The sequence below is a fragment of the Pseudacidovorax sp. genome, assembly GCF_017991995.1.
GTDB lineage: Bacteria > Pseudomonadota > Gammaproteobacteria > Burkholderiales > Burkholderiaceae_C > Xenophilus.
The window spans coordinates 47,281-61,435 of record NZ_JAGOPN010000014.1; the positions used below are offsets into that span (position 1 = coordinate 47,281).

Sequence of the window (14,155 nt, forward strand, 5' to 3'; positions counted from 1 at the left end):
TGTTCATGCGGGTTTGCGCGCCAAATCGCCCGCCAAGCCCCATCGTTGCGGCCTCGGCCGCGCAGGCACCTACTGCTGCTTGGCTCCGGCGCGAAATCCTGGGGTTTCACCGGAAGTCAAGCTTGACCCGGCAGCCCGACCAAACACTACCGGTAGTGCATTGGCTCTCCTCCGGACACCAGATATAGTGCCCCTCCATCGACGCGGCGGCATGGATCCCTGCCCGCCCGCGCCCTGATCGACGAACACCAAGCCCCCTCAAGAGGAACCGCATGCAGACTGCCTTGAACTCCCCTGCCACCTCCGCCCAGCCCCTGCCGACGATGCCCGCCGGCCGCGACGTGACGGGCACGACGGCCCCCGCACTCGCCCACTACCAGATCATCCGCCGCAATGGCGCCGTGGTGCCCTTCGCGCCCGAGAAGATCACCGTGGCGATGATGAAGGCCTTCCTGGCGGTGCACGGGACGCAGGGCGCGGCCTCGGCCAGCGTGCGCGAGACGGTCGAGGGCCTGACGCAGGCCGTGGTCCGCGCGCTGGTGCGCTCGCGCCCGGGCGGCGGCACCTTCCACATCGAGGACGTGCAGGACCAGGTCGAGCTCGGCCTGATGCGCGGCGGCTACCAGGAAGTCGCCCGCGCCTACGTGCTCTACCGCGAGCGCCGTGCGCAAGAGCGCTCCAAGCAAGTCGAGCAGACGGCTGCGGCCGCCGCGCCGCAACTGCATGTGCTGGACGGCGGCGAGCGAGTTCCGCTGGACATGGGCGCCCTGCAATCGCTGCTGCAGTCCGCCTGCGTCGGCCTGGGCGATGGCGTGAAGGCCGAGCCCATCGTGGCCGAGACCATGCGCAACCTGTACGACGGCGTGCCGCTGGACGAGGTCTACAAGGCCTCGATCCTGGCTGCCCGCACGCTGATCGAGAAGGATCCCGACTACACCTACGCCACCGCGCGCCTGCTGCTGCACACCATCGTCAAGGAAGTGCTGGGCCGCGAAGTGGCGCACGCCGAAATGGGCGCCGCCTACGCCGACTACTTCCCGCAGTTCATCAAGAAGGGCGTCGAGAACGAGCTGCTCGACGAGAAGCTGCTGCAGTACGACCTGGCCCGCCTGGGCGCCGCGCTCAAGGCCGACCGTGACCTGAAGTTCGACTACCTCGGCCTGCAGACCCTGTACGACCGCTACTTCCTGCACGTGCGCAAGAGCCGCATCGAGCTGCCGCAGGCCTTCTTCATGCGCGTGGCCATGGGCCTGGCGCTGGGCGAGATCGACCGCGAGGCGCGCGCCATCGAGTTCTACGAGGTGCTGTCCTCGTTCGACTTCATGTCGTCCACGCCCACGCTATTCAACAGCGGCACGCTGCGCTCGCAGCTCTCGTCCTGCTACCTGACCACCGTGCCCGACGACCTGGACGGCATCTACGAGTCGATCAAGGAAAACGCGCTGCTGTCGAAGTTCGCCGGCGGCCTGGGCAACGACTGGACCCGCGTGCGCGCCCTGGGCTCGCACATCAAGGGCACCAACGGCGAATCGCAGGGCGTCGTGCCCTTCCTCAAGGTGGTCAACGACACGGCCGTGGCCGTCAACCAGGGCGGCAAGCGCAAGGGCGCGGTCTGCACGTACCTGGAGACCTGGCACCTGGACATCGAAGAGTTCCTGGAACTGCGCAAGAACACGGGTGACGACCGCCGCCGCACCCACGACATGAACACGGCCAACTGGATCCCCGACCTGTTCATGCGCCGCGTGATGGAAAAGGGCAACTGGACGCTGTTCTCGCCCTCTTCCGTGCCCGACCTGCACGACCTGTTCGGCGCCGACTTCGAAAAGGCCTACGTCGCCTACGAAGAGAAGGCCGCGCGCGGCGAGATCAAGCCCGCCAAGACGGTGCCCGCCACCGACCTGTGGCGCAAGATGCTCTCGATGCTGTTCGAGACCGGCCATCCCTGGATCACCTTCAAGGACGCCTGCAACGTGCGCTCGCCGCAGCAGCATGCCGGCGTGGTGCACTCGTCCAACCTCTGCACCGAGATCACGCTCAACACCAGCGACACCGAGACCGCCGTCTGCAACCTGGGCTCGGTCAACCTGCTTCAGCACTTGAAGGACGGTGGCGTCGACCACGAGAAGCTCAAGAAGACCATCTCGGTCGCCATGCGCATGCTCGACAACGTCATCGACATCAACTACTACGCCGTCAAGAAGGCGCGCGACTCGAACCTGCGCCACCGCCCGGTGGGCCTGGGCCTGATGGGCTTCCAGGACGCGCTGTACGAGCTGCGCATCCCCTATGCCAGCGAGCAGGCCGTCCAGTTCGCCGACAAGTCGATGGAAGCCATCTGCTACTACGCCTACTGGGCCTCCACCGAACTGGCCGCCGAACGTGGCCGCTACAGCAGCTTCAAGGGCTCGCTGTGGGACAAGGGCATCCTGCCCATCGATTCGCTCGACCTGCTGGAAAAGGCCCGCGGCGGCTATGTCGAGGTGGACCGCTCGCGCACCCTCGACTGGGACGCGCTGCGCGCCAAGATCAAGCAGGACGGCATGCGCAACTCCAACTGCGTGGCCATCGCACCGACGGCGACCATCTCCAACATCATCGGCGTGGACGCCTCGATCGAGCCCTGCTTCGGCAACCTGTCGGTCAAGTCCAACCTGTCGGGCGAATTCACCGTCATCAACCACTACCTGGTGCGCGACCTCAAGCGCCTGGGCCTGTGGGACGACGTGATGGTCATGGACCTCAAGCACTTCGACGGCTCGCTGCGTCCCATCGACCGTGTGCCGCAGGACGTGAAGGCGCTGTACGCCACGGCCTTCGAGGTCGAGCCGCAGTGGCTGGTCGAAGCCGCCGCGCGTCGCCAGAAGTGGATCGACCAGGCCCAGAGCCTGAACATCTACATGGCCGGCGCCTCGGGCAAGAAGCTGCACGACACCTACACGCTGGCCTGGACGCGCGGCCTCAAGACCACCTACTACCTGCGCACCATCAGCGCCACGCACGCCGAGAAGTCGACCGTGCAATCGAGCCGCCTCAACGCCGTGTCCTCCGGTGGCAGCTCGTCCATGGCCATGCAGCCCGCTGCTGCAGCCAGCGCGCCCAGCGCACTCGAAGCCGCAGCCGCCGCGGCGCAAGCGCAGATGAACGCGGTGCCCGCCACCGACATCAAGTTCTGCGCCATCGACGATCCGGGCTGCGAAGCCTGCCAGTGATTCCAGCGCGCGTCGCGCGTTGCTGCATGCGTTCCTGCGCAAAGCAGGAACGCATGCCTTCATGTCGGGGCATCGGACGACAGACCCGATGCCCAGGCACAACAAAATTCAGCAACGACACAGCCGAAGAACTTTTCAATCGCGTGTCGTTGCTCTGATAATTGAGCATTGGATTTTTCTATGTTGACCTGGGACGACGAAGTCAAGCCCTCCAATTCGGGCGCACTGTCGAATGCATCGGACATGGCCGCAGGCCGGTCGATGGCATCCCCTTCCTCCCCCGCTTCCTTTGCACAGCCGGCGCTGGCCACGCACAGCTTCAGCGCTCCTGCTGCTGTGCAACCCGGTGCTGCCACGACTGCCGCCGCGCGCCGCGTGAATGCCGCCGACAAGCGCATCATCAACGGCCAGACCGACGTCAACCAGCTTGTGCCCTTCAAGTACAAGTGGGCCTGGGAAAAGTACCTCGCCACCTGCGCCAATCACTGGATGCCGCAGGAGGTCAACATGAATCGCGACATCGCTCTGTGGAAGGACCCGAACGGCCTGACCGAGGACGAGCGCCGCATCGTCAAGCGCAATCTCGGCTTCTTCGTCACCGCCGATTCGCTCGCCGCCAACAACATCGTGCTGGGCACCTACCGGCACATCACCGCGCCCGAATGCCGCCAGTTCCTGCTGCGCCAGGCCTTCGAGGAAGCGATCCACACCCATGCCTACCAGTACATCGTGGAGTCGCTGGGCCTGGACGAGTCCGAGATCTTCAACGCCTACAACGAAGTCCAGTCGATCCGCGACAAGGACGAGTTCCTGATCCCGTTCATCGACGCGATCATGGACCCCGACTTCAAGACCGGCACGCCCGAGACCGACCAGACGCTGCTGAAGTCGTTGATCGTCTTCGCCTGCCTGATGGAAGGCCTGTTCTTCTACGTCGGCTTCACGCAGATCCTCGCGCTCGGACGCCAGAACAAGATGACCGGTGCCGCCGAGCAGTACCAGTACATCCTGCGCGACGAGTCGATGCACTGCAACTTCGGCATCGACCTGATCAACCAGCTCAAGCTCGAGAACCCGCATCTGTGGACGCCCGAGTTCAAGGCCGAGATCAAGGCCCTGTTCCAGAAGGCGGTCGAGCTCGAATACCGCTATGCCGAAGACACCATGCCCCGCGGCGTGCTCGGCATGAATGCCTCCATGTTCAAGGGCTACCTGCGCTACATCGCCAACCGGCGTGCCACACAGATCGGCCTGGAAGCGCTCTTCCCGAACGAAGAAAACCCGTTCCCCTGGATGAGCGAAATGATCGACCTGAAGAAAGAGCGCAATTTCTTCGAAACCCGCGTGATCGAATACCAGTCGGGTGGCGCGCTCTCATGGGACTGAGCACGCCTCTTTCCTGAAGGACGAATGGATCTGAGACCCGCCCCGGACGCCAGACGCACCCCAGAGTGCGGCGTCCGGGGCTTTCCCATTCGTGGTGGCGGGGTGTGCCCCGACGTCACGGATCGCTGGCCGCAGGCACACGGGCGGCCGGTGCAATTCGAAGGTTGATTTCCAACTTGATCAAGGAGAAAGAAATGGCAACTGCAAAGAAGGCTCCGGCCAAGAAGGTCGCTGCAAAGAAGGCCGCTCCGGCCAAGAAGGTCGCGGCGAAGAAGGCGGCTCCGGCCAAGAAGGCTGCCGCACCGGCAAAGAAGGTCGCCGCCAAGAAGGCTGCACCGGCAAAGAAGGTCGCAGCGAAGAAGGCGGCACCGGCCAAGAAGGCAGCGCCGGCGAAGAAGGTTGCGGCCAAGAAGGCGGCACCGGCCAAGAAGGTCGCGGCGAAGAAGGCTGCGCCCGCCAAGAAGGCCGCAGCGCCGGCGAAGAAGGTTGCAGCCAAGAAGGCAGCAGCACCTGCGAAGAAGGTCGCCGCCAAGAAGGCTGCACCGGCCAAGAAGGTCGCCGCCAAGAAGACGACGGCGGCCAAGACGGCTGCGGCCCCCAAGGCCCCCGCCAAGAAGGCCGCTGCCAAGAAGGCCGCCGCCAAGAAGCCTGCCCCTGCGAAAGCGCCTGCCCCTGCGGCTGCGCCCGCGCCCGCCGCTGCAGCCCCTGCAGCACAGACCACGCTGAGCCCGCAGGCCGCCTGGCCCTTCCCCACGGCCAGCAAGCCCTGAGGCTGAACGAAGCGCCGCGCCAGCGGCCTTCGACGCCCGAACCCGGCGACCGCAAGGCGCCGGGTTTTTTATTGCCGCGTCGCGAGCCCGCTCAGAGGCCCAGCGCGGCGCGGTCGACCTGGTAGTTCTGGGGGCCGCGCTGTGCGATCTTGAGCGCGCCAAGACGATTGCCCAGTTCGGCGCAACGCACCAGATCCCAGCCCTGCTCCAGACCATACAGCAGGCCGCCGCGCCAGGCGTCGCCACAGCCGGTGGGATCGACCACGGCCTCGGGCGTCACGGGCGCCACGCGCGTCGCCTCACCACCCACCCACACATCGCAGCCCTCGGCGCCCAGGGTGACCACCATGCCGCGCACGCGGCGCGAGATCTCGGCCGTGCTCCAGCCCGTGCGCTCGCTGAGCATGCGGCCTTCATAGTCGTTGACCACGACCCAGTCGGCCTGATCGATGAAGTGGGCCAGGTCCTTGCCGTCGAACATGGGCAGGCCCTGGCCCGGATCGAAGACGAAGGGAACGCCGGCAGCCTTGAACTGCGCGGCATGCTGCAGCATCGCCTCGCGGCCGTCGGGCGCGATGATGCCCAGGCGGATGTCCTCGCGTGCCTCGATGCGGTTGAGGTGGGCCTGCTGCATCGCGCCCGGGTGGAAGGCCGTGATCTGGTTGTTGTCGCGGTCGGTCATGATCATGGCCTGCGCTGTGTAGCTGTCGTCCAGCTGCAGGATGAACTCGGTGCCCACGCCCAACTCCTTCAGGCGCTGCACGTAGTCGGCGCCATCGCTGCCCACGGCCGCCATGGGCAGGGCGCGACCGCCCAGCGCATTCAGGCTGTAGGCGATGTTGCCGGCGCAGCCGCCGAAGTCCCGGCGCAGGCCGGGCACCAGGAAGGACACGTTCAGGATGTGCAGTTGGTCGGGCAGGATCTGCTCGGCGAAGCGACCCTCGAAGGTCATGATGGTGTCGAATGCGAGCGAGCCGCAGATCACGGAAGCCATGGCGGGATCAATCCTGCAGAAGCGGTGGGAGACAAGGCGAAGCCGCGGGCACGGTATGACCGTCGGCCTCAGGGATAGAAGGCGAGCACGCTGTGGCCCACCACGGAAGGCAGCGGCCGGCCGGCCGCCGCGTGCAACTCGAGCGCCAGCGCGACCTCCTCTTCGGCCCGGCCCGGCAATACGGCAGCACGCGCCATCTCGACCGGCTGGACGACGCGCCGCAGCACCGGGCGTTCGGAGCCGTCGAGCAAGGACAGTTCGATCGCCGGCATGGCCACGGCCACCGGCGCCGCATTGCGCAGCGTGAAGACCAGCCGGTAGCGGCCTTCCGCGCCGTCGCGCATCAACGTGGAGCCATCCACGCGGATGTCGTCGATGCGGCGCGGTGCCTCGATCGTGCAGGCCGTCGCCTGGCACACGGCCGTCAGCAACGGCAGCAGGGCTGGCCGGGACAGCGCCCACTGGTCGCGTTCATGCCGCATCACCTGCGCGCCCAGCACGATCAGCAGGCCCAGTGCGGCCAGCGACCACAGCCAGAAGCGGCGGCGACGCGGCGCCCCGCCTTCTTCTGGCGCGTCCGGCGTGTCCAGAAAGCTGGGGCGCAACGGGGTGAACGGCGGCGCCGCCAGGTCGTCACGGGCAGCCGGCTCATCGGCCATCGGCAGAGCGGACGACGGCGGGGTCGACTCCGCCGTCGGGGACGCTTCGACCAACGGCTGGGGCGCCTGTCCCTGCGCTTCGTCGATGTCGGCGTCTAGGGATGGGCGGTCAAGGCCCGCATCCGGCGCGGGGACGACCGGGGCCGGCGGCAGATCCGACTCCAGCGAGGGCTCGAAGGGGGCCGGGCGCGGCTGTACCGCGGCGCGACCGGGCCGCAGGAAGGCGGCGAGCGCGGTGGGCTCGGCATTCACCCATGCGCGACCGCGGCGCAGGACGCGGCCGACCTGCGCCGCGTCGGCCGCCGGGCGCCCGGGGATGGCCGAGGGCATGGAGGACGCCGACGGCGCCTGGGCATCCTGCGTCGACGCCGCCCTGTCTTCGGGCTGCGCCAGATCCAGCAGGTCGTCGCGCGCACGCATCCGGGGCTCGATGCGTTCAGCCGCCGGGGGCGCAGATGTCGCACCACCCGCAGACAGATCGAGCCAGTCGACAGAGGGCCAGGGCTGGGCGGTCGGCGAAGTGTTGGCAGACAGCGAGGGCGACGCTGCGCCGGGCACATCGTCGTCCACCGGCACACTCTCTGCGTCCCGCATCGCAGAGGCCGACTCCGCGTCGCCCAGCCCCGCCGCAGCCCCCGGCTCCGCGACAGGCCATGCGCCCCCGGAGGCGGGCGCCGCCAGCACCACCCAGCGACCGTCAGGCAACTGCTCGCGCAGGTCGGACTGCGCATCGAACACCTCGCCGCAACGGCCACAGCGCACCCATCCGTCGGACAGCCGCAACTGGTCGCGCACCACCTTGAAGGCGGTCGCGCAGGACGGACAGCGGGTGACGAGACTCATGCCGCGCGGCGGCCGGTCATCAGGATCCAGCCGTCTTCGGTGTCGGCGACCTCGAGCGCGATCCAGGGCGCATAAGCCCCCTTCAACTCGTCGGCCTGCCGCGCCAGAATGCCGGCCAGCACCAGGTGGCCGCCCGGTCGCACGTGGGCGCAGAGCAGCGGCGCCAGCACCTTGAGGGGTGTGGCCAGGATGTTGGCAAGCACGGTGTCGTATTCGCCCTGGGCCCGCTCGGGCAGGCCGGGCGAGAGCTCGACGGCATTGGCATCGGCATTGAGGCGGGTCGATTCCACGGCCGCCTCGTCGATGTCGACGGCATCGATCTCGGTGGCGCCGAACTTCGCGGCGCAGATGGCCAGGATGCCCGAGCCGCAACCGTAGTCGAGCACGCGCGAACCCAGCACGTTGGCCGGCTGGGTCGCGATCCAGCGCAGGCACATGCGCGTGGTCGGATGCGTGCCGGTGCCGAACGCCAGGCCCGGATCGAGGCGGATCACCTCCACGGCCTGCGCGGGCGGCTCATGCCAGGTCGGGACGATCCAGAAGCTCCCGGTGATCTCCACCGGCGCAAACTGCGACTGGGTCAGCCGCACCCAGTCCTGCTCGGGCACTTCGGCGATGCCCGCCAGGCTGCAGCCTTCGAAGAAGTCCTGCGCCTGAAGCAGCGCGGCGGCCTCGTCGGCCTTGGCGCGGGTGTCGAAGAGGGCCACCACGCGCGAGCGCTGCCAGCCTTCGCGCGGCGGCGGCATGCCGGGCTCGCCGAACAGGGCCTGCTCTGCCTCGGTGTGGGCATCGGCGTCCTCCACCGAGACGGAGAGGGCATCGAGCGCATCGAGCGCATCGCCCACCACCTCGACCCGGTCTTCGGGCGCCAAGAGCCGCAGTTCGAACATGAATCGCCTTTCCTCAACGGGCCGCGCGCCCATGCCACGCGGCCCCATAACGAACGCGCCGCGGACCGGAAGGCCGGGCCGCGGCGCAAGTCTTCACAAAGTATCGCCGGTGCGGGTCGCCCCGCCCAGGTCCGCGCGCCGACTAGCGCTTGTGGGCGGCCATCCACTCTTCCAGATAGTGGATGTTGGTGCCGCCGGCCATGAACTTGGCGTCCACCATCAGCTCGCGGTGCAGCGGGATGTTGGTCAGGATGCCCTCGACCACCGTCTCGTTGAGCGCCGTGCGCATGCGGGCCATGGCCTGCTCGCGCGTGTCGCCGTAGACGATCAGCTTGCCGATCATCGAGTCGTAGTTGGGCGGCACGAAGTAGTTCGTGTAGACGTGCGAATCGACGCGCACGCCGGGACCGCCCGGCGGATGCCACATGGTGATGCGGCCCGGCGACGGCGTGAACTTGTACGGATCTTCGGCGTTGATCCGGCACTCGATGGCATGGCCCTTGAGCTGGATCTGGCGCTGGGTGAAGGGCAGCTTCTCGCCGGCGGCGACCATGATCTGCGTCTTCACGATGTCGATGCCGGTCACCAGCTCCGTCACCGGATGCTCCACCTGCACGCGGGTGTTCATCTCGATGAAATAGAACTCGCCGTTCTCGTACAGGAACTCGAAGGTGCCGGCGCCGCGGTAGCCGATCTTCTTGCAGGCGGCGGCGCAGCGCTCGCCGATCTTCTCGATCAGCTTGCGTGGGATGCCGGGCGCGGGCGACTCCTCGATCACCTTCTGGTGGCGGCGCTGCATGGAGCAGTCGCGCTCGCCCAGGTAGACGGCGTTCTTGTGCTTGTCCGCGAGGATCTGGATCTCGATGTGCCGCGGGTTCTGGAGGAACTTCTCCATGTAAACCGCCGGATTGTTGAAGGCCGCGGCCGCCTCGGCCTTGGTCATCTGGATCGCATTGACCAGCGCGGCTTCGGTGTGCACCACGCGCATCCCGCGGCCACCGCCGCCGCCCGCGGCCTTGATGATCACCGGATAGCCGATGGCGCGGGCGATGCGCTTGTTGGCCGTCGCATCATCCGACAGCTCACCATCGGAGCCGGGCACGCAGGGCACGCCGGCCTTGATCATGGCCTGCTTGGCCGACACCTTGTCGCCCATGATGCGGATCGACTCGGGTGTGGGGCCGATGAACTGGAAGCCGCTCTGCTCCACCCGTTCGGCGAAGTTGGCGTTTTCCGAGAGGAAGCCGTAGCCGGGATGGATGGCCTCGGCATCCGTGACCTCGGCGGCCGAGATGATGGCCGGCATGTTGAGGTAGCTCTGCGACGACGGAGCCGGGCCGATGCACACGGCCTCTTCGGCCAGCTTGACGTACTTGGCCTCGCGGTCGGCCTCGGAATACACCATGACCGCCTTGATGCCCAGTTCGCTGCAGGCGCGCTGGATCCTCAGGGCGATCTCGCCGCGGTTCGCGACCAGGATCTTCTTAAACATTGCAGCCTCCGCGGCGCGATCGCCCGCACGCTGCGCGTGCCAGTGCGATGTGCCGGCCTTCGGCCGTCCGCGCCAGCGCGCGAGCGCCGCGGTTCGCGACCAGGATCTTCTTGAACATTCAGGCGCTCACTCGATGATGAACAGCGGCTGGCCGTATTCGACGGCTTGGCCGTTCTCGCCGAGGATCTGCTTGACGGTGCCCGACTTGTCGGCCTCGATCTCGTTGAGGATCTTCATCGCCTCGATGATGCAGAGGGTGTCGCCCTCCTTCACCTGGGAGCCGACCTCCACGAACGCGGCGGCGCCGGGACTGGAGGAGCGGTAGAACGTGCCGACCATGGGCGACTTCACCACATGGCCCGAGGGCGCCGCCTCTGCGGACGCAGCGGCCGGCGCCGCAGCTTGCGCTGCCGGGGCAGCCGCCATGACGGCAGGCGCCGCTGCCGCGGGCATGGCAGCCTGGACATACTGAACGGGGGCGGCTTCGCCCGCCTTGACGATGCGCACCTTGCCTTCGGCTTCGGTGATCTCGAGTTCGGAAATATTGGATTCAGACACCAGGTCGATCAGTGTCTTGAGTTTGCGCAGATCCATGATTCTCCAGCGCCGGCCGCGGAGGCCGTCTATCGAACTTGCTTGAAAGTCGGCGTACGTCGGCGTTTTGACGCCATCTGCCGAGAAGGTCGCGGATTCTAGCCGTGAACCACTGCGCGCTGCCAAGCCTGCAGGTCAGCCGGCTCGACCTTGCCCATTCTACGGTCGCGCACGGCACCGCCCGAATCGAGCACGAGCGTGAAGGGCAGGCCGCCGCTGTCATTGCCCAAAGCCTTGACCAGCGACAGGGCCTGCGCGCCTGCGATGCCGATCGGGAAAACCACCGGAAGCCGCGCCAGGAACCTGTCCACGGGCTCCGCGCGATCGACGGCGATGCCGACCACCTGCCAACCATTGGCCGTGTTTTCGCGGTGGAAACGGTCGAGCAGCGGCATCTCCTCGACACAGGGGGGACACCAGGTCGCCCAGAAATTGACCAGCGTCGGCTTGCCGCGCAGCGCCGCGAGGGCCAGCTCGCCACCGCCGGGCCGCGGGAGGCGCAGCGACCACAGCGCGTCCGGGACCTCCCCCGTCGCCGACACGCCGACCTGCGGCTGTTCACGATGCCGCCACAGTGCCAGGCCCGCGCCGGCGGCCACCGCGGCGGCACCGCCATACGCCAGCCACTGCCGACGGTTGGCTGTCATTGCCCCTCCTCCACCAAGCGCCGGACCGACGCCAGATCGCCCCGGGGTGTGCGCCCCTGGCTGTCGGGCCGCAAGGCACCGCGCAGGTCGTCCAGGTCATAGATCATCAGGTGCACCCCCACTTCGGTACCCAGTTCGCGGCTGCGGGCATGGACGCTGAGCGCCTCGACGCTTTCGCCGTGGAAGCCGGTCACGGTACGGGGCTCGTACTCGACACGGTGGTCGATGAGCGCGATTTCCGCCGACTTGGAGTCATCGCAGAACAGCTGGATATAGATGTCGCTCAGGCGGGTGGCGGTCCCGTGCCAGACAGACCCCCCGAGATGCGGCCTGAAGGCCGCCATGTGCTCCATCCATTCGAGCGCCAGCCGTCGCAGTGCCTGCAGTTCGGCCGGCTGGGTGTCGGCGCAGAAGATGCGGATGTAGTCGCGCACCTCCTCCTCGACCTCGTCGTTGCCGGGCAGGGCCGTGCGTTGCGGCAGGCCGAGGTCGCGCAGGGCACGGCGCTTGGCAGGGCCGTATTCGAGCCCCTCCTCCACGATGAGGCGGGCAGCGGCGGCAGCGATGTCGCGCTTGGCGGAGTCCATCGGCGCATTGTGCCGCCCCGAGGCCGGCCCCGGGGCGGACGGCCCTGCGGCCCTTCCTAGAATCCGCCGATGCATATTCACATCCTCGGCATCTGCGGCACCTTCATGGGTGGCCTGGCCGCCCTGGCCCGCGAGGCCGGCCACCGCGTCACCGGCTGTGATGCGGGCGTCTATCCGCCGATGAGCACCCAGTTGCGCGAGCTCGGCATCGAACTGCTCGAAGGCTATGGCGCGGACCAGTTGGCGCTCGCGCCCGACATGTTCGTGATCGGCAATGTCGTCTCCCGTGCGCGACTGGCCGATGGCCGTCCCAAGTTCCCGCTGATGGAAGCGATCCTGGACGCCGGCGCGCCCTACACCAGCGGCCCGCAGTGGCTGGCCGAGCATGTGCTGCAGGGCCGCCATGTGCTGGCCGTGGCCGGCACCCATGGCAAGACCACGACCACCTCGATGCTGACCTGGGTGCTGGAGCAGGCGGGCCTGCAGCCCGGATTCCTGGTGGGCGGCGTGCCGCTGGACTTCGGCGTTTCCGCGCGCCTGGGTCGCGGGGCTGCCGAAGCCCTCGCCTCGACGGGCATGGAAGAAGCGGCCGTCGCTTCCGCGGCGCAAGCAAGCCATCCAGCCCCCTTCGTCATCGAAGCCGACGAGTACGACACCGCCTTCTTCGACAAGCGCAGCAAGTTCGTCCACTACCGGCCGCGCACGGCGGTGCTGAACAACCTGGAGTTCGACCACGCCGACATCTTCGACAACCTGGCGGCCATCGAGCGGCAATTCCACCACTTGGTGCGAACCGTGCCCTCCACCGGCCGATTGGTCGTCCACGCGGGCGAACAGAGCCTGGAGCGGGTGTTGGCCCAGGGCTGCTGGAGCGAAGTCGCCCGCTTCGGCGAGGCGCCGGAAGCACCGTGGCGCGCCCGCGGCCCCGCCCATGCCTTCGACGTGCTGCGCGGCGACGAGGTGGTCGGCCGCGTCGAGTGGGCGCTGAGCGGCCAGCACAACCAGGCCAACGCGCTGGCCGCCATCGCCGCGGCCGAGCATGTGGGCGTGGCGCCGGCGCAGGCCGCCGAGGCGCTCTGCCGCTTCCGCAATGTGCGACGCCGCATGGAACTGCGCGGCGAAGTGGCGCGGCAGGGCGGCGAGCCGATCCGCGTCTACGACGACTTCGCCCACCATCCGACCGCCATCCAGACCACGCTGGATGGCCTGCGCCAGCGGCTGGACGCCGACGGGCGCCAGGGCGAGCGCATCGTGGCGATCTTCGAGCCGCGCAGCAACACCATGAAGCTCGGCACCATGGCCGCCCAGTTGCCGGGCAGCCTGCGCGACGCCGCCCTCGCCTTCTGCCACACGGCCGGCCTGGACTGGGACGTGGCCGACGCGCTCGCGCCGATGGCCGAACGCGCGGTCTGCTTCGACAACGTCGACAGCCTGGTCGAGGCCGTGGCCGCTGCTGCGCGACCGGGCGACCATCTGGTTTGCATGAGCAATGGCGGCTTCGGCGGTATCCATGGCAAGCTGATCGCCGCATTGCAGGCCGCCTGAACGCCGGAGAACCCACCACATGGCCCAAGCCACATCGCGCGCCCGGCAGCTGATCGAGACGCTGCAACTGCAGCCCCATCCCGAGGGCGGTTGGTACCGCGAGGTGTTCCGCGCACCGACCCCGGTGCAGCCCGCCGACCACCGGGGACCGCGTGCGGCACTGACCAGCATCTACTTCCTGCTGGAGGCCGGCCAGCATTCGCGCTGGCACCAGGTGCTGTCGGACGAACTCTGGGTGCATCTGGAGGGCGTGCCGCTCACCCTGTGGACCGCCGACGCCGCCTTCCGCACGGCGCCGGCCCATGTTCGCCTGGCCCCGGTGGACGTCCACGGCGGCCGCCCCCAGCACGTGGTGCCCGCCGGCCAGTGGCAGGCGGCGCAACCCGTGGCCACGCACAGCGCCGGCGACTACACGCTGGCCGCCTGCGCCGTCGCGCCGGGCTTCGACTTCGCCGACTTCACGCTGATGGATGCCCAGGGCGAGGTGGCCGCCGCCGTGCGGCACCACTGGCCCGCACTGGCTTCCTTCATCTGAT

13 protein-coding genes are annotated in these 14,155 nt (G+C 68.0%); 5 read left to right on the plus strand and 8 right to left on the minus strand.

What is annotated here, in order from left to right; all coding sequences use genetic code 11:
• The first annotated feature begins 272 nt into the window (after positions 1 to 272).
• Positions 273 to 3,212: a ribonucleoside-diphosphate reductase subunit alpha gene (locus KBC94_RS18720; RefSeq protein ID WP_294373388.1), complete on the plus strand. Its 2,940-nt coding sequence runs from the start codon at positions 273 to 275 to the stop codon at positions 3,210 to 3,212.
• Between the two features lie 59 nt (positions 3,213 to 3,271).
• Here KBC94_RS18720 and KBC94_RS18725 read toward each other — a convergent pair whose 3' ends face one another.
• Positions 3,272 to 3,523, minus strand: a complete 252-nt coding sequence (locus KBC94_RS18725) for a hypothetical protein (RefSeq protein WP_294373730.1) — start codon at positions 3,521 to 3,523, stop codon at positions 3,272 to 3,274.
• Between KBC94_RS18725 and KBC94_RS18730 the strand changes: the two genes are divergently transcribed.
• Positions 3,438 to 4,598: a ribonucleotide-diphosphate reductase subunit beta gene (locus KBC94_RS18730; RefSeq protein WP_294373690.1), complete on the plus strand. Its 1,161-nt coding sequence runs from the start codon at positions 3,438 to 3,440 to the stop codon at positions 4,596 to 4,598. The two genes, KBC94_RS18725 and KBC94_RS18730, sit on opposite strands and share 86 nt — an antisense overlap.
• Before the next feature lie 194 nt (positions 4,599 to 4,792).
• Positions 4,793 to 5,368, plus strand: coding sequence for a histone (locus KBC94_RS18735; RefSeq protein ID WP_114801318.1), 576 nt, complete (start codon positions 4,793 to 4,795; stop codon positions 5,366 to 5,368).
• Between the two features lie 91 nt (positions 5,369 to 5,459).
• On the opposite strand, the gene KBC94_RS18740 is transcribed toward KBC94_RS18735, so the two are convergent.
• From KBC94_RS18740 to KBC94_RS18770, 7 genes are all read right to left on the minus strand, one after another.
• The gene (locus KBC94_RS18740) at positions 5,460 to 6,362 is read right to left on the minus strand and encodes a carbohydrate kinase family protein (protein ID WP_294373390.1); all 903 of its coding nucleotides are present in this window, start codon (positions 6,360 to 6,362) and stop codon (positions 5,460 to 5,462) included.
• A gap of 68 nt (positions 6,363 to 6,430) precedes the next feature.
• On the minus strand, positions 6,431 to 7,864 hold the full coding sequence (locus tag KBC94_RS18745; protein WP_294373392.1) for a DUF3426 domain-containing protein: 1,434 nt from the start codon (positions 7,862 to 7,864) through the stop codon (positions 6,431 to 6,433).
• Positions 7,861 to 8,754 carry a 50S ribosomal protein L11 methyltransferase gene (gene prmA / locus KBC94_RS18750; protein WP_294373396.1) on the minus strand — a complete coding sequence of 298 codons (894 nt, stop codon included), beginning with the start codon at positions 8,752 to 8,754 and terminating at the stop codon, positions 7,861 to 7,863. Before prmA ends, KBC94_RS18745 begins: the two co-directional genes overlap by 4 nt.
• A 142-nt stretch (positions 8,755 to 8,896) precedes the next feature.
• Positions 8,897 to 10,246 (minus strand): acetyl-CoA carboxylase biotin carboxylase subunit, encoded by a 1,350-nt coding sequence (gene accC / locus KBC94_RS18755; protein WP_017759071.1) that lies wholly within the window; start codon positions 10,244 to 10,246, stop codon positions 8,897 to 8,899.
• 126 nt (positions 10,247 to 10,372) lie between these two features.
• Positions 10,373 to 10,840, minus strand: a complete 468-nt coding sequence (accB, locus tag KBC94_RS18760) for an acetyl-CoA carboxylase biotin carboxyl carrier protein (protein ID WP_017759072.1) — start codon at positions 10,838 to 10,840, stop codon at positions 10,373 to 10,375.
• 98 nt (positions 10,841 to 10,938) lie between these two features.
• A complete protein-coding gene (locus KBC94_RS18765) occupies positions 10,939 to 11,487 on the minus strand; it encodes a TlpA disulfide reductase family protein (protein WP_294373400.1) in 549 nt (182 codons plus the stop codon).
• The gene (locus tag KBC94_RS18770; RefSeq protein ID WP_017759074.1) at positions 11,484 to 12,074 is read right to left on the minus strand and encodes a hypothetical protein; all 591 of its coding nucleotides are present in this window, start codon (positions 12,072 to 12,074) and stop codon (positions 11,484 to 11,486) included. Before KBC94_RS18770 ends, KBC94_RS18765 begins: the two co-directional genes overlap by 4 nt.
• 69 nt (positions 12,075 to 12,143) lie before the next feature.
• On the opposite strand from KBC94_RS18770, the gene mpl reads away from it, so the two are divergent.
• Together mpl and KBC94_RS18780 are read left to right on the plus strand one after the other, a co-directional pair.
• A complete protein-coding gene (gene mpl, locus KBC94_RS18775) occupies positions 12,144 to 13,619 on the plus strand; it encodes a UDP-N-acetylmuramate:L-alanyl-gamma-D-glutamyl-meso-diaminopimelate ligase (RefSeq protein WP_294373408.1) in 1,476 nt (491 codons plus the stop codon).
• 19 nt (positions 13,620 to 13,638) lie between these two features.
• Complete coding sequence (locus KBC94_RS18780) at positions 13,639 to 14,154, plus strand: cupin domain-containing protein (RefSeq protein WP_294373411.1); 516 nt, start codon at positions 13,639 to 13,641, stop codon at positions 14,152 to 14,154.
• Position 14,155 lies beyond the last annotated feature (1 nt).